We start from the raw sequence: 21,659 nt of genomic DNA on the forward strand, positions 1-21,659 counted from the left end.
GAACAGCGTGCGCATGTCGTAGATGGAATCGATCGCCACGCCCGCCATGCCGACGTCGCCGCCGACGCGCGGATGATCACTGTCATAGCCGCGATGGGTGGCGAGGTCGAAGGCGACCGAAAGACCTTTCTGGCCCGCCGCAAGGTTGCGGCGGTAGAACGCGTTGGAATCCTCGGCCGTGGAGAAGCCGGCATATTGCCGGACGGTCCAGGGCTGGTTGACGTACATGGTCGGATACGGGCCGCGCAGATAGGGCGCGATGCCCGGATAGGTCTCGAGAAAATCGAGGCCCGCGAGATCGGCCTCGCCGTAGGCGGGCTTGACCAGGATGCCCTCCGGCGTCAGCCACGGTTCGGCGCTGCCGGCGGGGGCGGAGGCTGCGACGCGCTCGAAGGCGACATCGGCGAAATTGGGGATGCGGCTCATGGTTCCAACCATATCATAGCTGCGCGTGCGGCGCTCAATCATGGTCCGGATGCTGATGGCTGACGATGGTCGCCATCTTCTCCGGCCCGTAGTTCTGGATCGTGGTCTGGCTTGGCAGATTGGAGATCCCGACCACCCAGCCGAGCCGGGACTCGGTTCCGTACTGCCGGGTCGGCACCAGGCGGTCAGGCCGGTCGAAGGCGCCCGTCATGATCTCGATCCGGTCGCCGTCGATGCGGCCGAAACTCAGTGGCGTGCCGCAGGCGGCGCAATAGCCGCGATCGGCGATCGAGGAGGAGCGGAAAAACGAAGGCTGTCCTTTCGTCCATGCGAAATCCGCCCTGTTGAGGTCGGCGAAGGATGCGAAAGGAGCGCCGCTCGCCTTCTGGCACATCCGGCAATGGCAGATCGAAACCCGGTTCGGCGTCGCCGTCGCGGCGAAGCGGATCGCGCCGCATTGGCAGCCGCCGGTGAGGACGGGTTTGCTCGCATCGGTCATGCCTGTTCCATCCGTCGATAGGCGTCCTGAAGCGTGGCAAGCGCATCGCCGCCGGCGAACACGAAGCCGCTGACGCCGGCCGTGCGCAGGGCCGCCTCGGCCTCCGCCGGACGCCCTGCGAGATAGATGTGGTGCGCGCCGGCGGCCTGCAGCGCCTTCGCCGCGGCTTCGGCGTGATCGGCATAGACCTTGTCGCTGGAACAGAGGCAGGCGAGTTCCGCACCGGACGCCTTGTAGGCCGCGGCGAGCTTGGCTGGATCCGCGAAACCCTCGCTATCGACGGCCTGGATTCCGCCGGCCTCGAAGAAGCTCTTGGCGAACGTCGCGCGCGCCGTAAAGTCTGCGGGCGTGCCGAGATTGGCCAGGAACACCTTTGGCCGCGCGCCGCGCGCCTTCAACGTCGCATCGGATTTGTCGCGCAGCTTCTCGAACGATTGCGCCAGCCGGATCGGCGGCAGGGCATCGAATTTGTATTTCTGCTCGCCGTAAGGTGCGAGTGCGACCGGTGTCGCTTTCAGCACCGCCGTTTCGCTCTCGTGCAGGTTTGGAAACTCGCTGGCTCCGGTCAGCACGTCGCGGCGTTTTGCGATGTTGGACTCGCGCGCCTTGCGCGCGGCGGCAACCTTGCTCTGGAACAGGCCTTGTTGAAGAGCAGCAAAGGCCCCGCCGGCTTTCTCCGTCTCCTGGAACAGCGCCCAGGCCGCTTCGCACAGCTGCGCCGTCAACGTCTCGATGCCGCCTGCGCCGGCCGCGGGATCGCTCACCTTGGCGAGGTTGCTCTCTTCCAGCAGCAGAAGCTGCGTGTTGCGCGCCGCGCGTCGCGCAAATGGATCGGGCAGGCCGAGTGCCAGCGTATGCGGCAGCACGGTGATCGCATTGGCACCGGCGAGCCCCGCCGCAAATGTCGCGATGGTCGCGCGCAGCATGTTCACGTAGGGATCGCGCTGCGTCAGCATGCGCCACGCGGTATCGGCTGCAATGAACAGCGGCTTCGGCGTCAATCCGCAGGCCGTCTCGATACGCGCCCAGAGCAGGCGCAGCGCGCGGAACTTGGCCATGGTCAGGAATTGATCGGCATCGGCGGCGAGCCGCGCATAGACCATGACTTGTGCCTGCTCCAGCGGAACGCCGGCGCCTTCGATCGCGCGCAGATAGGCGACGCCGCAAGCGAGCACGAAGGCGAGCTCCTGGACCTCCGATCCGCCGGCATCGTGGATGATGCGTCCGTCGGCCACGGCGAACGGTCCCCTGAAGCCGAGCCCTGCGAGACCCTTGATGCCGTCGGTGAGAGCGGGAACGATCTCTTCCCAAAGATACGGGCTGTGGCCCCACACGGCACAGGCCGCGAGCGGATCAAGGCCGAAACGGATGTCGCAGGCGGCGGGATCGACGCCCTTGCTCTTCACATATTCCGCAACATGGATCGCCGCCATCCGCGATTGTGGACCGACCTGAAGTTCGATGCCGATGCCGGCATCGACATAGATGTCCTTCAAGACCTCTGCGACCGCGTCGGCGGTCGGTTCCAGGCCGAAGCCATGGGCGCCGCTGCTGCCGGCAAACACCAGGACAAGTCCCGTCGCGCCGTTCTCGAGATCGGTCAGCGCCTGCGCATTCGCGGCCTTCGCGTTTGGATGGTCGATCCGCTGCATGATCTGCCATGGCGCGGCCGCGGGGCGTCCCGCGACGGGCGCGACGCCTTTGGCGCGCGGATAAAGCGGATCGATCTTCAAGCCGTCATAGGTCTTGCCGACCAGCTTCTCGAACGGCGCGCCCTTCAGCACGCCATCGACCAGCTTGCGCCAGTCTTCGGCCGTTGCCTTGGGAAAATCGGCCGCCAGCGGCAGGTCGTCAGTCGCGGAGGTCATGCGGCGTGGGGCTCCCAAACGTCTTGTTGTTCGCAGGCGAAATTGCCACGGCGGGCGGCCCCTGCAAACGGTTGTTTTTGGTTAACCGGTATCCGGAAGCCGCTCAATGCCTTGCGTCGAGACGCTGGCGAGCCCGTCACGCACACGAATGCGGCCGATGACGCGGTCGGGCGCGATCTCGGCCAGCGGCACCAGCACGAAGGCCCGCTCGAACAGGCGCGGATGCGGCAGCGTCAGGTCGGGCTTCTGCAGGGTGACATCGTCATAGGCGATCATGTCGAGGTCGAGCGTGCGCGGTCCCCAGCGCCGCTCCTTGTCCCGCGTGCGGCCGAATTTCTGCTCGACCTTCTGCATCACGAACAGCAGGGCATGCGGATCGAGCCCCGTCTCGATCTCGATGCAGGCATTGATGAAGGGCGCCTGCTCTTCGTCACCCCAGGGCGGTGTCGCATAGTCGGACGAGCGCGCGATCAGTGCCGCTTGCGCCATCCCGCAGATATGGGCGATCGCCTTCCGGAATGTCGCGCGGACGTCGCCGACATTGCCGCCGAGTGCGATCAGCACGTTTCCCATCAGGGATGCCGCGAGCGCGTCAGCTCGATGCCGACGTCGTCGAAGATCGCGGCGATCGGTGCATGCGGCTTGTGCACGGTGATCTTCACGGCACGGATGCGCGGGAAGTGCGACAGGATGGCGTCGGCCACCGCGCCGGCGGCCCGCTCCAGAAGCTTGTAGTTGGTGTTCTTGAAGGCGGAGGTCGTGGTCGCCACCACCTCCGCATAGGACACGGTATCGGCGAGCCTGTCGGTGCGCGAAGGTTCCGACAGGTCGGTGTAGAGTTCGAGGTCGATGACGAAGCGCTGGCCGACCTCGGTCTCGTGATCCATCACGCCATGGCGGGCATGGATCGACAGGCCGGTGATGAAGATCGTATCGGTCATTGCTTGCTCTCGATTGCGTGCGCGACGCGCAGGGCCTGAAGGGTGTCGGCGACGTCGTGGGTCCGGATGATCTTTGCGCCGCGTTGTGCCGCAACGAGATGCGCGGCGATCGAGCCGGCGAGCCTCTCCTTCGGCTCGGACGGCGAGACGGAGGCGATGAAGCGCTTGCGCGAGGCCCCGACCAAGATCGGCAGGCCGAACATGTCGAACTCGTTGAGCCGTGCCAGCGCGATCATGCTCTGCTCGGCGGTCTTGCCAAAGCCGATGCCGGGATCGAGCACGATCTTGTCGCGCGCGATGCCGGCCTGCGCGGCGATGTCGAGCGAGCGCTGGAAGAACGCTTTCATGTCCGCGATGATGTCGATCGCGGGATCGGCCTTGTCGCGGTTATGCATGACGATGACGGGGACGCCCTTCGCCGCGACCAGCGGCGCCATGGCGGGGTCGCGGTGCAGGCCCCAGACGTCATTGGCGATCGTGGCCCCCTGGTCGAGCGCGAAGGCCACGACCTCAGCCTTCATGCTGTCGATCGACACCGGCACGCCGAGCGCGACCACGGCGGCGAGAACCGGCTTCAGGCGGGTGAGCTCGTCGTCCGCCGTAACGGGCCGGGCGCCGGTGTAGGGGCGGGTGGATTCGGCTCCGATGTCGATGATGTCGGCGCCGGCGGAAATCATCGCCCGCGCCCGCTCGAGCGCCTGCTCGGGCGCGATGAATTCACCGCCATCGGAAAAGGAATCCGGGGTCACGTTGAGCACGCCCATCACCGCCGGGATCGGTCGTCCCAGCAGCGGCCGCAGCACGTCAGCCCCGGCAGAACCGGCGGGTGCGACGGATGGGGATGGCGAGGCGCTCATGGCGCTCGCTTTGCGCGGTCGCAGAGGGTGAGTCAAGACGGGAAAGGGCGTCTTTCCGCCCGAGGTGCGCTGCGTCGGATCGGCTCTGCAGGCGCGCCCGGACGCAGTCCTAATACGTGATCTTGGGCGGCAGCTTCTTGGCCTTGGCGATGATGTCGCCGACCGATTTCTCCGAAGGCAGGATGCGAACGAGCTTCTTCCTGTCGTTCGCCTCCCGCATGCTCTGGGCCAATCTCGCCGGATTTCGATAAGCCAGCTCTCGCACCGTGGTGACGCCGGCGGCGCGGACCAGGCCGACCTTGGCCTTGCCCATGCCGGGAATCCGCATGTAGTCGGAGACGTTGGCCCATTCCAGCAGCTGCTGCTCGCTGATGCCGGTCTTGGCGGAAAGCGCCTTGCGGCCCCTCACGGTGCTGGCCGCCTCGAGCAGCGCGTCGGTGGTGCGGATACCCTGCGCCTTCAACTTGTTGGCGGCAAAGGCCGACAGGCCCTCAATCTCGGAGATGGGATATGTCATGATGCTCGGTACGAAATGCCCGCTTCAGGCGAACTGACTGAGGCCGGGCGTCCCCGCGACGATCTTGCCCATCTGATCCGCTCCGATTTTGTCTCGGCCGAAGCGAAAAAGTTCACGGGCGACGTTCTGAATCTCGGACATGCCAAGTCCAAGGCTCATCAGGCGCGTGCCGACGGCCATCAGGCCACCGCCCATCAACCGCGACAGTCCGCCGCCGTTCTTGGACGCCGCGATCGCCGCTTCTGCGCCGGGAATCTGGTCGATCAGGGCCTGGACGCTGTCGGAGGGGCCTTCGTTCTGCAGGAAGCCCAGGATAATGCCGACGCTCTTCTCCGCCACAGCACTATCTATGCTGGCGTTCGCCGCCAGGCGTCCGATCAACTCGTCCATATTGGCCCGCCCCTCAGCCGGTTTGCACGCCGGAGTTTTGCTTTCTGAAAATGATCTTGGGCCGGTGCGATGCGAAATACAAGCGATGAACGCGCGCGGCAGGGGGATTCATCCTAGAACGCGCGAAAAGTGTTGCAGCGATGCAAGAGCGGAGACGAAACAGGCAGGAAATTGCGGCGGTGCGAATTCGTTGTTCCTGTTTTCGGCCGACGTCATCGTCTTGTTCTCCGATAATGTCGCACGTCTTCGCCGCGTTGAGCGGTACTATCGGCGCGCAACATGCGCTAAACTACGGAACTGGTGCACTTGAGTTTCAATACGCGAAACAGGCAGAGAGAATAATGACGCGACAGGACAGCACGCTCGGCGACACCGACGACAAGATCTTCGTCGGCAAGGGAGACGAGCAGGCATGGCTGACGCTGGCGCTTGCCAATCGCCATGGCCTCGTCACCGGTGCGACAGGAACTGGAAAGACAGTATCGCTGCAAGTGATGGCGGAAGGATTTGCGCGCGCCGGCGTCCCGGTCTTCGCGGCCGACATCAAGGGCGATCTCTCAGGTATCTCCGAGGTCGGCGAAGCCAAGGATTTCATCGTCAAGCGTGCGGCCGAGATGGGATTGACGTTCCAGCCCGACCAGTTCTCGACCGTATTCTGGGACGTGTTCGGCGAGCAGGGACATCCGGTGCGGGCCACGGTCACCGAGATGGGGCCGCTTCTGCTTGCGCGCATGCTCGATCTGAATGACGTGCAGGAGGGCGTGCTCAACGTCGCCTTCCGCGTCGCGGACGACAACGGTCTTGCCCTGATCGACATGAAGGACCTGCGGGCGCTGCTGGATGCGATCGTGCCCGACACCGGCAAGAAGGGGCCGGATGCGGAGGAAGACCCGCTGGCGCCGATCCGGAAGGCAGCCCAGGGGTTCGGCAACGTCACCAAGGCGACCGTCGGCACCATCCAGCGCCAGCTGTTGGTGCTGGAGAACCAGGGCGGCACCAAGTTCTTCGGCGAGCCGGCACTGACGCTGAAGGATTTCATGAGGACCGACCGCGACGGCCGCGGCATGGTCAACATCCTCGTCGCCGACAAGCTGATGCAGAGCCCGCGGCTTTACGCGACATTCCTGCTCTGGATGTTGTCGGAGCTGTTCGAGGAATTGCCCGAGGCCGGCGATCCGCCCAAGCCGAAGCTGGTGTTCTTCTTCGACGAGGCGCACCTGCTGTTCAACGATGCACCGAAGGCCCTGATGGACAAGATCGAGCAGGTGGTGCGCCTGATACGATCCAAGGGCGTCGGCGTCTATTTCGTGACGCAAAATCCCATCGATGTGCCCGATCGTGTGCTCGGTCAGCTCGGCAACCGGGTGCAGCACGCCCTGCGCGCCTTCACCCCGCGCGACCAGAAGGCCGTCACCGCCGCGGCTCAGACCTTCCGGCCCAATCCCAAGCTCGACACCGCCAAGGTGATCATGGAGCTCGGCAAGGGCGAAGCGCTGGTATCCTTCCTCGAAGGTAACGGCACGCCCGCGATGGTCGAACGGGTGATGATCCGCCCGCCATCGGCGCGCATCGGACCGATCACGCCGGAGGAGCGCAAGGCGATCATGGACGCGAGCCCGGTGAAGGGCAAATACGACACCGCGATCGACTCCGAGTCCGCCTACGAGATCATTCAGAAGCGTATCGCCGGCACTGCGGCCACCGCGGACGCTTCGGCGGGTGCAAGCGGAGGCGGCATCCTCGGCCAGATCGGCTCGATCGTCGGCACCATCTTCGGTACCAACACCGGACGCGGTCGATTGACCACCGGCCAGCGCATCGCACGCGACGTGACGCGCACGGTCACCGGCAAGGTGGTCGGCGGTGTCGTGGCCGATCTCGGCAAATCGGTCGGAGGCCAGATCGGCGGGTCGGTTGGCCGGGCGATCGTCCGCGGCGCGCTCGGCGGATTGCTGCGGCGCTAGGCAGAAGGCCCTGATTGGGGCAATCGGCGCGCGAGCACGCTCCTTCTTGACCCGCTTTCGGGCAGAGGCGGGGATGCGCGCCGGGCACAAATTCGGGTGAGGGGGCTCTCCAAGCGTCCGTCGGTCTGCTACGTGCTATCTGTCCTCGGACTGGACCGCGCCGTGACCTCAACCGATACCCTCGCCAAACCCGGTGCCCCTCGAGCCCTGTCGCTGCGCGCGCCGCTCGATCTTCTCTTCCTGCTCTGTTGTGTGCTGCTGACCGCCGACGTCCTCGTTCCCGAGATCTTCGGCCACGGCAAGACCAAGGACTATGCGCTGTGGTATTGGGCCGGGCAGCAGGTGCTCCACGGTGGGTCGCTCTATCCCGATGATCCCCGTCAGCAGTTTGAATTCATCTATCCGCCCCTGCCGGCGATCCTGCTGGCGATCCCGAGCTCGTTCGGCAAGATCCCGCTCTACATCGTCCTGTCGCTCCTGAATGCGGTGGCATGGTGGTACACGGGGATGTTGTCCAATGTCATGACTGGCTCGGGCCGCAAGCCCGGCCCATGGCTCGAGGCTTTGCCGGCCTTCGTCACCGTGACCTTCGTGTTCGACATGTTCGATCTCGGCCAACCGAATCTCGTCCTGCTGGCGATGATGCTCTGCGGCTTCTGGAGCTTGCTGCGCCAGCGGCCGTGGCTCGCGGGCTTCATGTTCGCGCTCGCGACCGCCATCAAGGTCTTTCCGGTCGCGGCGCTGCCCTATCTGCTCTGGCGGCGGAGGTGGGCCGCCGCCGTCAGCATGATCGCTTTCACCGGCATCCTTCTCTATGTCGCGCCGGCGCCCATTCGCGGCTTCGAGCGCAACGCGGCGGAGCTTGCGACTTGGTATCAGGGCATGGTCGGATCGAGCTCGGAAAAGGGTTTCGGCCAGCGTGACGAGCAGAACTGGTCGTGGGTCAACCAGTCCATCATTGCCGTCACGCACCGGCTGGTGCGCCCGATCAACTACAATCTGGAAGACCCGAACAAGCCGCCGGGAACGATGAATCTCATCGACGTCGGCTACGGGACAGCCAACTGGATCGTGCTTGCGTTGTCCATCATGCTCGGGCTCAGCTTCGTTGCGGTCATGCCCCCACAGGCGCGGCGAACGGAACGTTCCGACGCCGAGGAGCTTGCCATCCTGTTCTGCCTGATGACGGTGGCCTCGCCGCTGGCGCGGCAATACTATTTCATATGGCTGTTCTTCCCGATGACGGTGCTGATGCATCGTGCCGCCTTCGACGGACGCGCGCATGTGCGCGTGGGAACATGGATTGCGCTGGGCAGCGCGGGCATTCTGATGCTGCTGTCGTTGCCGCCGTTTCCAACCGTCATTCAGGCTTGGGGCAACAACCTCGCCGCCACCGCCGTTCTCGCCGGTACGCTCGCCTGGCACATCCGTCATCCACCGCTTGCGGCTGGCCCCGGCGCCGCGGCGGGGTTAAAACCCGGGGCATCTTGAGACCTCGATATCTCTCGACCCAAAAGTCAGGAACACCATCATGTCCAACGCGCAGCTTCAGTCCGTGCTCGACCATATCGACAAGGATTTCGACAACAGCCTGGAGCGTCTGTTCTCGCTGTTACGGATCAAGTCGATTTCCGCCGATCCGGCGTTCGCGGCTGATTGCAAGGTGGCGGCGGAGCATCTGGCCAAGGACATCGCGAGCCTCGGCGTTGCGACCGAGGTGAGGCCGACCGCCGGCCATCCCGCCGTTGTCGGCAAGACCGGGGCAGGGGCCGGGCGCCCGCATGTGCTGTTCTACGGCCATTACGATGTGCAGCCGGTCGATCCGCTCGATCTCTGGCATCGTCCGCCGTTCGAGCCCGCAGTCACAGACCACCCCGACGGCCGCAAGATCATCGTCGCACGCGGCGCCGAGGACGACAAAGGGCAGGTGATGACCTTCGTCGAAGCCTGCCGCGCCTGGAAGAAGGTGACGGGTTCGCTGCCGATCGACATCACCTTCCTGATCGAAGGCGAGGAGGAGGTCGGCTCGAAAAACTTCGTGCCGTTCATCGAGGCCAACAAGGACGAGTTCAAGGCCGACTACGTGCTGGTCTGCGACACCGGCATGTGGGATCGCGACACGCCGGCGATCACGACGTCTTTGCGCGGGCTGCTGTACGAGGAGCTGAAGATCACGGCCGCCAACCGCGATCTGCATTCCGGCGTGTTCGGCGGCATCGCCATGAATCCGATCCGGGTCCTGACCAGGATTCTCGGCGGACTGTTCGACGACGACAATCGCATCACCATCCCCGGGTTCTATGATGGCGTGAAGGATCTGCCGCCGGACATCCTCGAACAGTGGAAGAAGCTCAATGCGACGCCGGAAACCGTCCTCAAGCCGCTCGGCCTGTCGATCCCAGCGGGCGAGAAGGGACGGCTCCTGATCGAGCAGGCCTCCTCGCGCCCGACCTGCGACGTCAACGGCATCTGGGGCGGCTATATCGGCGAAGGCTCCAAGACCGTGATCCCGTCGCATGCTTCGGCGAAGGTCTCGTTCCGTCTGGTTGAGGGCCAGGACCCCGCCAGGATCCGCAAGGCGTTCCGCGACTACGTCACGGCCAGGCTTCCCGGGGATTGCAAGGTCGAGTTCGGCGACCATTCCGCCGCGCCCGCCGTCGCGCTCGACTGGAACATGAAGCCGCTCGCGGCCGCCAGCAAGGCGCTGACCGAGGAATGGGGCAAGGAGACCGTGCTGATGGGCTCAGGCGCCTCGATCCCGATCGTCGCCGACTTCAAGCGCACGCTTGGCCTGGACTCGCTGTTGGTCGGCTTCGGCCTGGATGACGACAACATCCACTCGCCCAACGAGAAGTACGACCTCCGCAGCTTCCAGAAGGGCATCCGCTCCTGGGCACGCATTCTCGCGGCGCTGGCCGAGGTGAAGTAGATCGAGGCGCCGCAGGATGGGCAAAGCGCAGCGTGCTCACCACGACCCTGTCGGTCTTGCTGGGCGGTGGGCACGGTGCGATGCGTCTTTGCCCCCCTGCGAAATCCCTCCTTCGTCGTTGCGAGCAAAGCGACGCAATCCAGGATCTTAAGGCGCTGACAGCCAGGATTGTTTCGTCGCGTCGCTTCCCGCGATGAGGCGGCGTCACGGGTGACGACCATCCCAAAATAAAAACGCCGCCCGGGATTGGACGGCGTTTCATTCCAGAACGTGCAGAGGTAGTTCGGAACAGAAACTACCTCAAGTTCGTGAAAATCTCAAGACCGGTAGCCCGGCAGTTCCCGGTCGAGCTTGCGCAGCAGGGGCGGCCACACGAGGTTGGTGGCGCGCAGCTCGGCGCGGTCGCGGTTCGCGAGCAGCTCGGCGTTCTTGTCGATCGCGACATCGTCCACCGGATAGACCGGCGTGCCCAGCGCCCGGGTGCGGACCTGCATCGAGCAGGCACGCTCCAGGTGATACATGCGCTCGAAGGCGGAGGCGACCGAGCGGCCGACCGTCAGCGTGCCATGGTTGCGCAGGAGCATGTGGTTGTGGTCGCCGAGGTCCTTCTGCAACCGCGGCCGTTCGTCATGGTCGAGCGCGATGCCTTCGTAGTCGTGATAGGCGAGGTCGTGGGTGACGAGTTGCGCGGTCTGGTTCAGCGGCAGCAGGCCCTCGGCGCTGCTCGACACCGCGGTGCCGTCGAGCGTGTGAAGATGCAGCACGCAGATCGCGTCCTCGCGTACTTCGTGGATCGCCGAATGGATGGTGAAGCCGGCCGGGTTGATGCTGTATTCGCTTTCGGTGAGCTGGTTGCCGTGCAGGTCGACCTTCACCAGGCTCGAGGCCGTGATCTCGTCGAACATCAGCCCATAGGGGTTGATGAGGAAGTGATGCTCGGGACCGGGAACGCGCGCCGAGATGTGGGTGTCGACGAGATCATCCCAGCCGTACAGCGCAATGAGGCGGTAGCAGGCGGCCAGATCGATCCGCTGCTGCCACTCGGCCTCCGTCATATTCGATGGCACTTCCCTCAGGCGCGCTTCCGCTGGCGACATGGCACATCTCTCCGAACATCGTTGTTGCGGAGAGGGAGCCTAGTCTCGGTCCGGGCCGGCGGCAAGGCGCATTGAGCGCGGCAGTTCAGCGTGGCCCGCATGGAGCCGCGGGCTACCTGCCAGGAGCCCGGGCGGCATTTCGGCTGCGTTGGCGGCCGATCCGGCAAGAATATTACGGCGCGGGGATCGACAGCAGGCTGGAGATGCTGCTGCCGCGGATGTCGTACACCCGCGCGAACACCACGTCGTCGCGCTTGATCTCGACCATGACCGGCGCGGTCAGGCCCTTGCAATAGAATTCGCCGAGCGTCATCGCGAAATCGGCCGCATTGGAATCCCAGCCGATGGTGAAGTCGGGCCCGAGCGCGACCTGCGCCGGACGCTGCGGGCCGCACACCGCGACCTTCCATTTGCGATTGCGCGGCGGCACTTCCTGGCGCTCGACGATCTGCGCGCGCAGCTCGTCAGACGCCTGCTTCAGTGCAAGGCCCCAATAGTCCAGCATGAAGCGGTCGTCGGCGCCGCGCACGGTGCCGGCGATATGATTGAAGTGCGTGTATTGATACGGATGCAGCCGGATCATTTCGGCCAGCGGCAATGCAAGGCCGAAGCAGAAGGTCGCGAGCACGACCGGCTGCCACGGGCGGTGATTGGCGCGCAGGCGCTCCATGATCCAGGCGAACGCCACGCCGCCGAGCACGGCCATCGGCGGCACCACGAAGACGAAATGGCGGATGCCGTTGTAGAGCGCCGGCCGCTTCACCATCGCGATCGCGAGCGGCAGGGTCGCGGCGAGCGTGAGCATCAGCAGGATGGTCTTGCGGCGGGCCGGAACTCCGCGGCGCGGCAGCATGGCGAAGGTCGCGATCACGGCGCCGATCATCAGCACCAGCAACACTTCGGGAAGCTGCAGCGCGAACAGCGTCGGCAAATAGGACCAGGGCATGTCCGGCACCGACACGATCGCGCCGTCGAACATCTCCTTCCAGGGCTTCTCGAAGAAATGCGAGAAGTAGGTCAGGGCCTCGAAGGGATTGCCGGGCTCCATGATCGACCACGGCCAGATCAGCCCCATCACGAGATAGCCGAGCACGAGGCCGGGCAGCAGGACGTAGACGACATGGGCGAAGCGGCGAACCGACTCGCGCAGGCCTTCGGTGCGCAGCTCCTCAAGGAGCAGAGGGATGAAGCCGATCGTGGCGTAGACCAGCGCGAGGCCGCCCAGAATGCGCGAGCCGATCGACAGTCCGGCGCCGAGGCCGACGATCAGGATCGTGCGCGGCGAGGGCTGCGGATATTCCTCCGCGAGCCGTACCAGGCCCAGCATCAGGATGATCATGGCGACCGCGAAGGGAGCATCCTTCGGGTTCATGAACATGTGGCCGTAGAAGGTCGGGCAGAGCGCAAGCAGCAGCAGCGCCGCGAGGCCCGCGAGCGGACCGCCGACACGGCGGCCGAGCCGCCACGTGACCGCAAGACCGATCACGCCGACGATCGCGCCAAGAAGGCGGCGCGTCTCGAACAGTTCGAGCGGAATGATCTTGTGCAGAAGCGCCGCGGCCATGTCGAAGCCGCCGCCATACATATAGAGGTTGGCGAAGGAGAGCGCGGCGGTGTCCTTGAAGCCGGAGCCGAACATGCGCAGCAGCAGGTCGGCATATTCGGCGTGGGTGTAGTCGTCCCAGCCCAGTCCGTAGTCACGGAAGGTCAGGCCCGCGATGACGGCGACGGCGGCCAGCACCAGCATGGCGAGGTCGTCGCAAGTCCGCTCAATCGAGCGCCGCGCAGGCGTGTCGATCGCCGAAGTCGTGATGGATGTCATGGCTATTGCTGACCCGGAATCCCCTCATGGCCCTGCCGGTGCGCAAGGGCCTGCTCCCCTGGATGCCTATAGCGCAGTTCCATTACCAAGTAATTGGGCATTATAGCTAATTTCCTGTGCGACGCAGCAAATCCGACACCCTGGCAGCCCCTGACAGCTAACGAGTCCATGCTGAAGGGAATGTGAATAAGTCCCTGATCTGCTTCCTTTAAGGAACGGTGACGGCCATTGTTCGTTGGCGAGGTACGCAATATGACGGTATCGTGGCGCAGTGGTGCCGCGTGCTGATGCGCGGCCGGGGGTGATTTCTATGGCCTTGGCATTGTTGATCGCGGGGATTTTCGCCGTCGTGGCGGGCCTCCTTGCGGTCCTTTTTGGCTTTACTGTCAGAGAGTTCAGCGTCGGCAGCACCCTCATAATCTCCGGTACGATCGGCGTCTGCTCCGGAATGTTACTGGTCGGGCTCCACGTCGTGGTGGTGGAACTCAAGACCATTGCCCGCCGCCTGGCCGGCGCGTCCGCGCCCTCGGAGGTTCGGGTCAGGCCGGTCCTGCCGCCGGGAGCCGTGATGCCTGGATCCGCGTTGCCGGCAACGCCCGAACCGATGGCTGCCCCGGCGACGAGGGCTGAAGCCGCAACCGTCGCCCCGCCGCCATGGCAGGATGAGGCAGCTTCACGCGACCGTCCGCGCGCCGAAGCGCCGGCCCAGCCGGAAGCGCCGCCGCCACCCGCCCCGGAAGCCCCGCGCCGGCGCAACCTGTTGTTCGCCTCGACATCGCGCAAGGAGCGCGAGCGCGCTCAGGCCAAGGGTACCGAAGGGGAATCGTCGCAGGCGCAGGACGAGCCGACCGAGTCCGAAGCGCCATTTGCGAGCTTCGATGATGCCTGGCCGAAGCCGGACCGCATGCGGCCTCCGGACCCGCCGGCGCCGCGTCGTCCGCCGGTCCGCACCCCGTCGACCTTCGCCGAGGCCGCCCCGCCGCCAGCACCCGAGCCTGCTCCCCCGGCCGAGCAATCGCCGGTGACGGTGCTCAAGTCCGGCGTTGTCGACGGCATGGCTTACTCGCTCTACTCCGACGGCTCGATCGAGGCGCAGATGCCGGAAGGCATGATGCGCTTCGCCTCGATCGACGAACTGCGCGCGCATCTCGACCAGCGGTCCTGAGGTCGCCTGCGACCAAGTAAAGCTCCGCCGTTCTTGTCACGAGACCAGTAATCAGCTCATATTCGTCAGTCGTCGCGTTTCCGACGGAAATATTGCTGGCTGGAAATACTTCCACGTCGAAAATCCAGTGCGGCGGGACCAGGATGGAGGGAGGCCAAGCCCATGTCGGATGCCGGCGCGAAGAATTTCATCGAACTGACGGCGAGCATCGTCTCGGCCTATCTCGGCAACAATCCGACGCCGGCCGCCGAGATTCCGAACCTGATCAGCCAGGTGCACGGCGCTTTGGTGCGCGTCTCGTCCGGACGCATGGAGGCCGCCCCGCTTGAACCTGCGAAACCTGCCGTTTCACTGAAGAAGTCGATCGCGCCGGATTATCTGGTCTGCCTGGAGGACGGCAAACGCTTCAAGTCGCTGAAGCGGCATCTGCGCACCCAGTACAACATGACCCCCGAGCAGTATCGCGAGAAGTGGGGCCTGCCCGCCGACTATCCGATGGTCGCGCCGAACTACGCGGTGGCCCGTTCGCAACTGGCGAAGAAGATGGGGCTGGGGCAGCAGCAGCGGAAACGGAAGTAGAAGCCGCGCGCACCGTCCCTCATCCTGAGGAGCCCGCAAAGCGGGCGTCTCGAAGGATGGCCGTGGGCAAGAGCGGGACCTTCAGGATGGGTCCGGCGACGCCGAGCATCGTCCAGACGTGCGAGCCCATGATTGGGCCGCGCTCGCGCTGACCGGGCAGTGCTCCTCACTACGCAAAAGTTCAGGAAGCGTCCGCGAGCGCCTCTTTCGCATCGGCGCGAATGCGCTCGACCATCGAGCGCAGGCCGTTGGAGCGTTGCGGCGTCAAATGCTCGCGAAAGCCGAATTCGTCGAAGACCGCGATGGCATCGGTCGCGAGAATTTCCTGGGGCGTGCGGCCGGAATAGAGCGAGAGCAGGATCGCGACGAGACCGCGCACGATATGCGCGTCGCTGTCGCCCAGATATTTCAGGATCGGCGCGCCGTTGCCGCGATCGACATGCTTGGCGAGCCAGACCTGGCTGACGCAGCCCTGCACCTTGTTGGCCGCGGAGTGTTCCGCCTCGGGCATCGGTTCCAGCGTGCGGCCGAGCTCGATGACGTACCGGTAGCGGTCGTCCCAATCGTCCAGAACCTCGAAATTGTCCCTGATTTCGTCAATCGTCGTCATATCGACCCATACTTCCTGTTCGGGCCAATATAAGGACGCGAGGGCATGAAATCGATAGGGTTTGGGCCCTAATTCGCCGGCGCCGGCCCGCGCCAGTCCAGTGCGAGGTCGTCCTGGGTCAGGGTGTCGTGCGCCGCCTCGCTCGCGGTGGCATCGCCTTCGCCGGCCACCGTGATCGAGCCGGTGTGGTCCGGGGCCTTCTTCTCGTTCTTCTCGCTCTTTTCGTTCTTCTCGATCTGTTCTTTTTTGTCGTTGATGATCTGGTAGATCTTGCGCGCGCCGTCCTGCGCGCGTTGGCCGATGATGGTCGCGGCCTGTCCGCCGACCTCGCAGGCCGCGGGCTGGCGCTTGCAGAACTGGCTCATGTCGGAGACGGCCGCGGTCGCAGCCTGCACCGCGTCGGCAGCGCCGATCTGCGGCAGCTTCTCCGAGTCGGACGTCTTGTCCCGCGGCAGGAGCACCAGCACCAGCCCGAGCCAGAATGTGATGCGGAGCAGAAAGCGCATCTTGCGACCTGTGTGTTAGATCCCGCCGCGGCAGACCCCGCAGGGCGTTCGACCTAGCAACCTTCGATAAATCGCAAGTGATTGCCTTGAGCTTAATTCGCGGAAAATTTGCGCAAGAATCTTCGCAAATCCCGTTCTCGTAAATTTTCGATTGACGCTTGCCGCCCGCGCTTCCCGCCGGCCCACAAATCCACCAATTCGAAACCATGAGGCCCGCTCGAAACCCTGCGTTCACCATTCGAGCCGATGACGTCGCCAAATCGTCTAAAATGCCTCGCGATGACGCCGTGTTCGGCGGCAGGCGCAGTGGCCTTAGCGTTCGTTTAAGGTCGCTCTGACACGGTGGCTCAACGACAAGGAGGCGTTCCGGCGCGTCTTTTCGACGAGTGAGCCGTAGCGCGAGACCCGTGACTGTTTTGAGTATTATCCGCGATTGTCTCGATGCGCTTCTGCATCCCTCCGCGCGCTACGATGCGCTGGCACGGGCGCGCCATCGTGCCTTCATCGCGCCGCGGCTGCTGGGCAGCCTGGCGGCCTTCGCCGCATTCCCCGTCTATCTCGCCATGCGCGGCGCGCCGAGTGCGATCGAAGTCGCCGCCTTCGCCTGGCTGATCGCGCCGATTCTCCTGTCCTGGTTCCTGTCGCGCACCGGACGCTACGAAGGCGCGCATGTCTTGTCGTCGCTGGCGCTTGCCGGCCTGATCATGTCGATCGCGGTCACGACCGGCGGAATCGAATCCTTTGCCGCGGTCTGGCTGGTCGTGGTTCCCCTCGAAGCTGCGCTGTCGGCCTCGCGCCGCGTCGCGGCCTTTGCCTCGCTCCTCGCGCTGTCCTGCGCGGGTGTGCTGATCGTGCTCAGTCAGTTCGGCTGGTTGCCGGTCGGAGAGCCGAGTGCCGCGGAACGCGGCGTGATGATGGCGTTCGGCGTCGCGTCGGCGACGCTCTACGCCGCGGGTCTCGCCTTCGGAGCGGAGTCGCTCGCACGCACCAGCGTGACCCTGCTGTCCCGCGAGGAAGAGCGCTACCGGCTGCTCGCGCGCAACATGAGCGACGTCATATCGCGGCACCAGCGCAACGGCGCCGTGCAGTTCATCTCGCCCGCGGCGGAGACCATGCTCGGCATGCCCGTCGCGCAACTGCTCGGGCACGGCCTGTTCGACCGCGTGCATGTCGCCGATCGCCCGGCCTATCTCACCGCGCTGTCCGATGCTGCGCGCGGCGAGGTCCGCAGTGTCGAGTTCCGGTTGCGCCGGGAGTACCCGGGTGCCGAGCGTAGCCAGGTCGATTTCATCTGGGTCGAGATGCGCTGCCGGCCGCTCGAACAGGATGCGGGCCGCGATGCCGTCCGTGAACCGGACGTCGTTGCCGTGATGCGCGACGTCACCGATCGCAAGCATGGGGAGCAGGCGCTCGATCAGGCACGCAGCGCCGCGGAAGCTGCCGATGCCGCCAAGACGCGCTTCCTCGCCACCATGAGCCATGAACTGCGTACGCCGCTCAACGCCATCATCGGTTTCTCCGAGATGATCGCGCAGGAGCAGAACCTGATGCTGGGGGCCGCCCAGCGCAAGGAGTATGCGCAACTCATCAACGATTCCGGTCAGCACCTCCTGTCGGTGGTCAACGGTATTCTCGACATGTCCAAGATGGAATCGGGCAATTTCGAGATTGCATCGGAGCCGTTCGCGCCGCGCGCATCGCTGCTGCACTGCTGCAACCTGCTGGCGCTGAAGGCGCGGGAGAACGGCATCGACCTGATCACCGATGCGCCGCAGGACCTGCCGTTGATGACCGGGGATCCGCGCGCGTTCAAGCAGATCGTGCTCAACCTCGTCGCCAACGCCATCAAGTTCACCGAGCGCGGCGGTCAGGTCGCCGTTGCCGCATCGGCGTCCGGATCGCAGCTCACGCTGCGCGTCAGCGACACCGGCGTCGGCATCGCGCCGGACGATCTCAAGCGCATCGGCGCGCCGTTCTTCCAGGCCGGCAAGACTTATCAACGCCGCCACGAGGGCACGGGCCTCGGCCTTTCGATCGTGAAGAGTCTCGTGGCGTTGCATCTCGGCGAATTGACTGTACAAAGCAGGTTGGGCGAGGGGACTGCCGTCACCGTCAAGCTGCCGCTCGTCTATACGCCGCAAGCCATGGCTTCCGATAGAACAGTGCCGGACGGCAAGATCGCGACCTTGATGCCGGCGCCGCGCCAAGAACTTCAGGATCAACCTGCTCTGGTGAAGAAAAGTGCCTAAGAAGTCTGCAAAAGGCGAAGCTGCTCCGCGCCGCCGTGGCGCCAAGGCTTCGGTCATCGATGTCGAGACCGAGCGCAATCTGGTTATGCGCGTCCTGCTGCACAGCCCCAAGGACACGCTGGCGGGGCTCGTCGCGGTTGCCGCCGTCAGTGCGATCGTCGCCAACGCGCTGTTCCTGCAGACCGGCCGGCACCCGGCGCCGATGTTCGGCACCGTGATCAATCTGCCGGCGCCATCATCCGCCGGCTTGCCGAGCCCGTTGCCGCGTCCGCGTCCCGTTGGCGCCGACACCTCGCCGCTCGAGCCGAAACCGACGGAGTTCCGCGCCGAGCCGAAGCCGGCGGAGAAGGCGCCCGAGAAGCCCGTCGATGCGACGGCATCGACGCCGAGATCCGGCGATCCCCTGACCAACCTCGTCAAGCAGACGACATCGACGACGTCTTCCGTCGCCCTTGCGCGTCCGCCCGCACCCATTCCGGTGCAGCAGAGCCCTGCCGCGCGGCGTATCTCAGGTGTGCAGCGCGCGCTGTCCGAATACGGCTACGGGAACTTGAAGATCACGGGCACGATGAGCGGCGAGACCCAGTCCGCGATCCAGAAGTTCGAGCGCGAGCACAAGATGCAGGTCACGGGTCAGGTGTCCGACCGCCTGCTGCGCGAACTCGGCGCCGCGATCGGTCATCCCGTCGAATGACCTTCATGGCGCGCGTGGAGGCTGGTGCTGATCCCGGCGCTGGCCTATCGTGCGATCGATGCGGTTGAAATCAAACATCTGGGTGGCTGCCTATCTGCGCCGGTGCCAGACCGAGGGCGTGTTCGGCGCGGTTCGGCGTCGTGGCGCCGAAGAAGCGGGCGCGGTGTTCGTGAAGGTTTCGCTGCTCGACGGCAACGCGATGCTCTACGTGCCGGCGCCGCAGACCGTGTATGACGACGGCCGGCCGATCGATCGCTTCTTCGTGCCTGCCGCGCCGCAAGCGATGCCGGAGTCCGCGGTGGAGGAACGTCTCACCAAGGAGATCCGCTTCGATCCGGATGCCTGGATCGTCGAGACGGAAGATCGCGCGGGGCGGCACTTCCTGGAGTTGGCGCGGGCTTGAGCACCACGTCCGGCAAATTCTCTCGCAATTGAAGCCAAACGGAATCATTTCCGCGTGTCGAATGCCTGACATGCAGCACTGGCGTCGGTACCAACGGACATAAAAGTTCGGTAAGCTCACCAGGCTGAAATCTTCAACTTGGTTCGAGAGAACGCCGCCATGGCCAACGCAACGCGAAGCAATCCCGGCAACACGTTCAAGGTGGAGAACGACACCACCGGTGCCTTCTGGCACAACAGCGCGCGCAACACCTTGCCGCCTCCCGACATGATGGGCGCCTATATGCGCAATCGCCCGGTTTCGCCCCGTCCGGTGCAGGGCTGCAAGGCGTGGATCATCGGCAGCGGTATCGCGGGTCTTGCCGCCGCGTTCTACATGATCCGCGACGCCGGCATGGCGGGTGAGGATATCACGATCCTCGATGCGCTGCATGTCGAGGGTGGATCGCTCGACGGCGCTGGCGATCCCGACAACGGCTACATCATTCGCGGCGGCCGCGAAATGAACTGGAACTACGACAATCTCTGGGACATGTTCCAGGACGTGCAGGCACTCGAATTGCCCGCAGGCTACAGCGTGCTCGACGAGTACCGCCTCGTCAACGACAACGACCCGAATTTCTCCAAATCGCGGCTGATGCACAAGCGTGGGCAGATCCGCGATTTTTCCACGCTCGGCCTGTCGAAACCGCAGCAGTGGGAATTGATCAGGCTGCTGCTGAAGCGCAAGGAAGACCTCGACGACATTACCATCGAGCAGTATTTCAGCCCCGGCTTTCTCGAGACCAATTTCTGGTATCTCTGGCGATCGATGTTCGCTTTCGAGAACTGGCAGAGCCTCCTGGAAATGAAGCTCTACATGCATCGCTTTCTCGATGCGATCGACGGGTTGACGGATCTGTCGGCCCTCGTTTTCCCCAAGTACAACCAGTATGACAGCTTTGTCCGACCGCTCGTGAATCATCTGCGCGAGCGGGGCGTGAAGGTGCAATTCGATACGCGCGCCTACGATCTCGACATGAGCGTCGAAGGCGATGCGCGTACCGTGACCGCGATCCGGGCGAAGGTGAATGGCGTCGATACCACCATTCCCGTCGGTCCGCAGGACAGGGTCTACGCCCTGACGGGGTCGATGACCGAAGGCACGGCCTATGGCGACATGGATCATGCCCCGGTCCTCGAGCGCGGCAAGCACGAGCCTGGCGACGACAGCGACTGGGCTCTTTGGAAGAACCTCGCCAAGAAGTCTCCCGTTTTCGGCAAGCCGGAGAAGTTCTACGGCGATGTCGACGGGTCGATGTGGGAATCGGTGACGTTGACCTGCAAGCCGTCGCCGTTCGTCGACAAGCTGAGGGAGCTTTCGGTCAACGACCCCTATTCGGGAAAGACGGTGACCGGGGGCATCATCACCTTCACCGATTCGAACTGGGTGATGAGCTTCACTTGCAATCGCCAGCCGCACTTCCCGACCCAGCCGCAGGACGCTCTGGTGGTCTGGGTCTATGCCCTGCTGATGGACAAGGAGGGCAACTTCGTGAAGAAGCCGATGCCCGCCTGCACCGGCCGCGAGATCCTGGCCGAACTCTGCTATCATCTCGGCATCGAGGCGCAGCTTGAGGAAGTGGCCGCAAATACGAAGGTGAGGCTCGCGCTGATGCCTTACATCACCGCGATGTTCATGCCCCGCGCGGCGGGCGACCGGCCACACGTCGTGCCTGCCGGCTGCACCAATCTCGGCCTGATGGGACAATTCGTCGAAACGTCGAACGACATCATCTTCACGATGGACAGTTCGATCCGGACGGCGCGCGTCGCGGTGTACACGTTGATGAACCTGCCGAAGCAGGTTCCGGACATCAGCCCGACGCAATACGACATCCGCAACATCCTGAAGGCAGCCCGCGCGCTGAACAACGGCGAGCCCTTCCCGGGTGAACGACTGCTGCATCGGCTATTGGACAAGACCTATTACGCGCACATCCTGCCGCCGCTGCCCGAACCCGAGGGGAAGAGGCGCGAAATGGTCGAAGGTGAGTTGATGGGGGTTCTCGGCAAAAGCAATCAAGTGCTGGGTGCCGTCACGGGTTGGCTCGAACGGATCCGTGACAACATCGCTGCGCGCAAAACCTGATGCGGCTTCGCGC

The 21,659-nt window shown here is 64.6% G+C and carries 21 protein-coding genes; 9 read left to right on the plus strand and 12 right to left on the minus strand.

The genetic code is table 11. The features are described from left to right. The 8 genes from QM712_RS15845 to QM712_RS15880 form a co-directional block, all read right to left on the minus strand. A partial coding sequence (locus QM712_RS15845) for a methylmalonyl-CoA mutase family protein (protein ID WP_415024051.1) occupies positions 1-426 on the minus strand: 426 nt, incomplete at its 3' end. 34 nt (positions 427-460) lie between these two features. Continuing rightward, positions 461-925 carry a GFA family protein gene (locus tag QM712_RS15850; RefSeq protein ID WP_415024052.1) on the minus strand — a complete coding sequence of 155 codons (465 nt, stop codon included), beginning with the start codon at positions 923-925 and terminating at the stop codon, positions 461-463. Further along, on the minus strand, positions 922-2,793 hold the full coding sequence (locus QM712_RS15855; protein WP_415024053.1) for a methylmalonyl-CoA mutase family protein: 1,872 nt from the start codon (positions 2,791-2,793) through the stop codon (positions 922-924). Before QM712_RS15855 ends, QM712_RS15850 begins: the two co-directional genes overlap by 4 nt. A gap of 81 nt (positions 2,794-2,874) precedes the next feature. Continuing rightward, a complete protein-coding gene (gene folK / locus QM712_RS15860; RefSeq protein WP_415024054.1) occupies positions 2,875-3,366 on the minus strand; it encodes a 2-amino-4-hydroxy-6-hydroxymethyldihydropteridine diphosphokinase in 492 nt (163 codons plus the stop codon). Then, entirely contained in the window at positions 3,366-3,734 is a 369-nt protein-coding gene (folB, locus tag QM712_RS15865; protein ID WP_415024055.1) for a dihydroneopterin aldolase, read from the minus strand. The genes folK and folB overlap by 1 nt, the downstream gene beginning before the upstream one ends. Then, positions 3,731-4,591: a dihydropteroate synthase gene (gene folP, locus QM712_RS15870; protein WP_415024056.1), complete on the minus strand. Its 861-nt coding sequence runs from the start codon at positions 4,589-4,591 to the stop codon at positions 3,731-3,733. Before folP ends, folB begins: the two co-directional genes overlap by 4 nt. Positions 4,592-4,700: 109 nt before the next feature. Beyond that, complete coding sequence (locus tag QM712_RS15875; protein WP_415024057.1) at positions 4,701-5,108, minus strand: DUF4332 domain-containing protein; 408 nt, start codon at positions 5,106-5,108, stop codon at positions 4,701-4,703. Between the two features lie 24 nt (positions 5,109-5,132). After that, positions 5,133-5,498, minus strand: coding sequence for a DUF2267 domain-containing protein (locus tag QM712_RS15880; protein ID WP_415024058.1), 366 nt, complete (start codon positions 5,496-5,498; stop codon positions 5,133-5,135). Between the two features lie 341 nt (positions 5,499-5,839). Here QM712_RS15880 and QM712_RS15885 point away from each other — a divergent pair, with 341 nt between their 5' ends. The 3 genes from QM712_RS15885 (at position 5,840) to QM712_RS15895 (ending at position 10,391) form a co-directional block, all read left to right on the plus strand. Continuing rightward, positions 5,840-7,462 (plus strand): helicase HerA-like domain-containing protein, encoded by a 1,623-nt coding sequence (locus QM712_RS15885; RefSeq protein ID WP_415024059.1) that lies wholly within the window; start codon positions 5,840-5,842, stop codon positions 7,460-7,462. Positions 7,463-7,624: 162 nt separating this feature from the next. Continuing rightward, a complete protein-coding gene (locus QM712_RS15890; protein ID WP_415024060.1) occupies positions 7,625-8,953 on the plus strand; it encodes a glycosyltransferase family 87 protein in 1,329 nt (442 codons plus the stop codon). Between the two features lie 40 nt (positions 8,954-8,993). Further along, positions 8,994-10,391, plus strand: coding sequence for a M20/M25/M40 family metallo-hydrolase (locus QM712_RS15895; RefSeq protein WP_415024061.1), 1,398 nt, complete (start codon positions 8,994-8,996; stop codon positions 10,389-10,391). Between the two features lie 317 nt (positions 10,392-10,708). Here QM712_RS15895 and QM712_RS15900 read toward each other — a convergent pair whose 3' ends face one another. Together QM712_RS15900 and QM712_RS15905 are read right to left on the minus strand one after the other, a co-directional pair. After that, the gene (locus QM712_RS15900) at positions 10,709-11,488 is read right to left on the minus strand and encodes a class II aldolase/adducin family protein (RefSeq protein WP_415024062.1); all 780 of its coding nucleotides are present in this window, start codon (positions 11,486-11,488) and stop codon (positions 10,709-10,711) included. Between the two features lie 172 nt (positions 11,489-11,660). Further along, positions 11,661-13,310 (minus strand): glycosyltransferase family 39 protein, encoded by a 1,650-nt coding sequence (locus tag QM712_RS15905; protein ID WP_415024063.1) that lies wholly within the window; start codon positions 13,308-13,310, stop codon positions 11,661-11,663. 310 nt (positions 13,311-13,620) lie between these two features. Here QM712_RS15905 and QM712_RS15910 point away from each other — a divergent pair, with 310 nt between their 5' ends. Further along, positions 13,621-14,475 (plus strand): DUF308 domain-containing protein, encoded by an 855-nt coding sequence (locus QM712_RS15910; RefSeq protein WP_415024064.1) that lies wholly within the window; start codon positions 13,621-13,623, stop codon positions 14,473-14,475. Positions 14,476-14,637: 162 nt separating this feature from the next. Further along, positions 14,638-15,054 (plus strand): MucR family transcriptional regulator, encoded by a 417-nt coding sequence (locus QM712_RS15915; protein ID WP_415024065.1) that lies wholly within the window; start codon positions 14,638-14,640, stop codon positions 15,052-15,054. Between the two features lie 181 nt (positions 15,055-15,235). Here the strand turns inward: QM712_RS15915 and QM712_RS15920 are convergent, their stop codons facing one another. Together QM712_RS15920 and QM712_RS15925 are read right to left on the minus strand one after the other, a co-directional pair. Further along, positions 15,236-15,664 carry a SufE family protein gene (locus tag QM712_RS15920; protein WP_415024066.1) on the minus strand — a complete coding sequence of 143 codons (429 nt, stop codon included), beginning with the start codon at positions 15,662-15,664 and terminating at the stop codon, positions 15,236-15,238. 68 nt (positions 15,665-15,732) lie between these two features. After that, positions 15,733-16,170 carry a DUF5330 domain-containing protein gene (locus QM712_RS15925; RefSeq protein WP_415024067.1) on the minus strand — a complete coding sequence of 146 codons (438 nt, stop codon included), beginning with the start codon at positions 16,168-16,170 and terminating at the stop codon, positions 15,733-15,735. 407 nt (positions 16,171-16,577) lie between these two features. Here QM712_RS15925 and QM712_RS15930 point away from each other — a divergent pair, with 407 nt between their 5' ends. The 4 genes from QM712_RS15930 (at position 16,578) to QM712_RS15945 (ending at position 21,646) form a co-directional block, all read left to right on the plus strand. Further along, complete coding sequence (locus tag QM712_RS15930) at positions 16,578-18,419, plus strand: PAS domain-containing sensor histidine kinase (protein ID WP_415024068.1); 1,842 nt, start codon at positions 16,578-16,580, stop codon at positions 18,417-18,419. Further along, positions 18,412-19,113 (plus strand): peptidoglycan-binding domain-containing protein, encoded by a 702-nt coding sequence (locus tag QM712_RS15935; protein ID WP_415024069.1) that lies wholly within the window; start codon positions 18,412-18,414, stop codon positions 19,111-19,113. Before QM712_RS15930 ends, QM712_RS15935 begins: the two co-directional genes overlap by 8 nt. Before the next feature lie 58 nt (positions 19,114-19,171). Next, positions 19,172-19,516: a DUF1491 family protein gene (locus QM712_RS15940; protein ID WP_415024070.1), complete on the plus strand. Its 345-nt coding sequence runs from the start codon at positions 19,172-19,174 to the stop codon at positions 19,514-19,516. Positions 19,517-19,675: 159 nt separating this feature from the next. Then, positions 19,676-21,646: an oleate hydratase gene (locus tag QM712_RS15945; RefSeq protein ID WP_415024071.1), complete on the plus strand. Its 1,971-nt coding sequence runs from the start codon at positions 19,676-19,678 to the stop codon at positions 21,644-21,646. Positions 21,647-21,659: the final 13 nt, after the last annotated feature.

The organism is Bradyrhizobium sp., assembly GCF_047605465.1.
Classification (GTDB): domain Bacteria; phylum Pseudomonadota; class Alphaproteobacteria; order Rhizobiales; family Xanthobacteraceae; genus Bradyrhizobium.

Excerpts from the sequence above, each read along its gene's own strand:
- QM712_RS15850 (WP_415024052.1), bottom strand. The coding sequence starts at position 925 with ATGACCGATGCGAGCAAACCCGTCCTCACCGGCGGCTGCCAATGCGGC.
- QM712_RS15855 (WP_415024053.1), bottom strand. The coding sequence starts at position 2,793 with ATGACCTCCGCGACTGACGACCTGCCGCTGGCGGCCGATTTTCCCAAG.
- folK (WP_415024054.1), bottom strand. The coding sequence starts at position 3,366 with ATGGGAAACGTGCTGATCGCACTCGGCGGCAATGTCGGCGACGTCCGC.
- folB (WP_415024055.1), bottom strand. The coding sequence starts at position 3,734 with ATGACCGATACGATCTTCATCACCGGCCTGTCGATCCATGCCCGCCAT.
- folP (WP_415024056.1), bottom strand. The coding sequence starts at position 4,591 with ATGAGCGCCTCGCCATCCCCATCCGTCGCACCCGCCGGTTCTGCCGGG.
- QM712_RS15875 (WP_415024057.1), bottom strand. The coding sequence starts at position 5,108 with ATGACATATCCCATCTCCGAGATTGAGGGCCTGTCGGCCTTTGCCGCC.
- QM712_RS15880 (WP_415024058.1), bottom strand. The coding sequence starts at position 5,498 with ATGGACGAGTTGATCGGACGCCTGGCGGCGAACGCCAGCATAGATAGT.
- QM712_RS15885 (WP_415024059.1), top strand. The coding sequence starts at position 5,840 with ATGACGCGACAGGACAGCACGCTCGGCGACACCGACGACAAGATCTTC.
- QM712_RS15895 (WP_415024061.1), top strand. The coding sequence starts at position 8,994 with ATGTCCAACGCGCAGCTTCAGTCCGTGCTCGACCATATCGACAAGGAT.
- QM712_RS15900 (WP_415024062.1), bottom strand. The coding sequence starts at position 11,488 with ATGTCGCCAGCGGAAGCGCGCCTGAGGGAAGTGCCATCGAATATGACG.
- QM712_RS15905 (WP_415024063.1), bottom strand. The coding sequence starts at position 13,310 with ATGACATCCATCACGACTTCGGCGATCGACACGCCTGCGCGGCGCTCG.
- QM712_RS15910 (WP_415024064.1), top strand. The coding sequence starts at position 13,621 with ATGGCCTTGGCATTGTTGATCGCGGGGATTTTCGCCGTCGTGGCGGGC.
- QM712_RS15915 (WP_415024065.1), top strand. The coding sequence starts at position 14,638 with ATGTCGGATGCCGGCGCGAAGAATTTCATCGAACTGACGGCGAGCATC.
- QM712_RS15920 (WP_415024066.1), bottom strand. The coding sequence starts at position 15,664 with ATGACGACGATTGACGAAATCAGGGACAATTTCGAGGTTCTGGACGAT.
- QM712_RS15925 (WP_415024067.1), bottom strand. The coding sequence starts at position 16,170 with ATGCGCTTTCTGCTCCGCATCACATTCTGGCTCGGGCTGGTGCTGGTG.
- QM712_RS15940 (WP_415024070.1), top strand. The coding sequence starts at position 19,172 with ATGCGGTTGAAATCAAACATCTGGGTGGCTGCCTATCTGCGCCGGTGC.
- QM712_RS15945 (WP_415024071.1), top strand. The coding sequence starts at position 19,676 with ATGGCCAACGCAACGCGAAGCAATCCCGGCAACACGTTCAAGGTGGAG.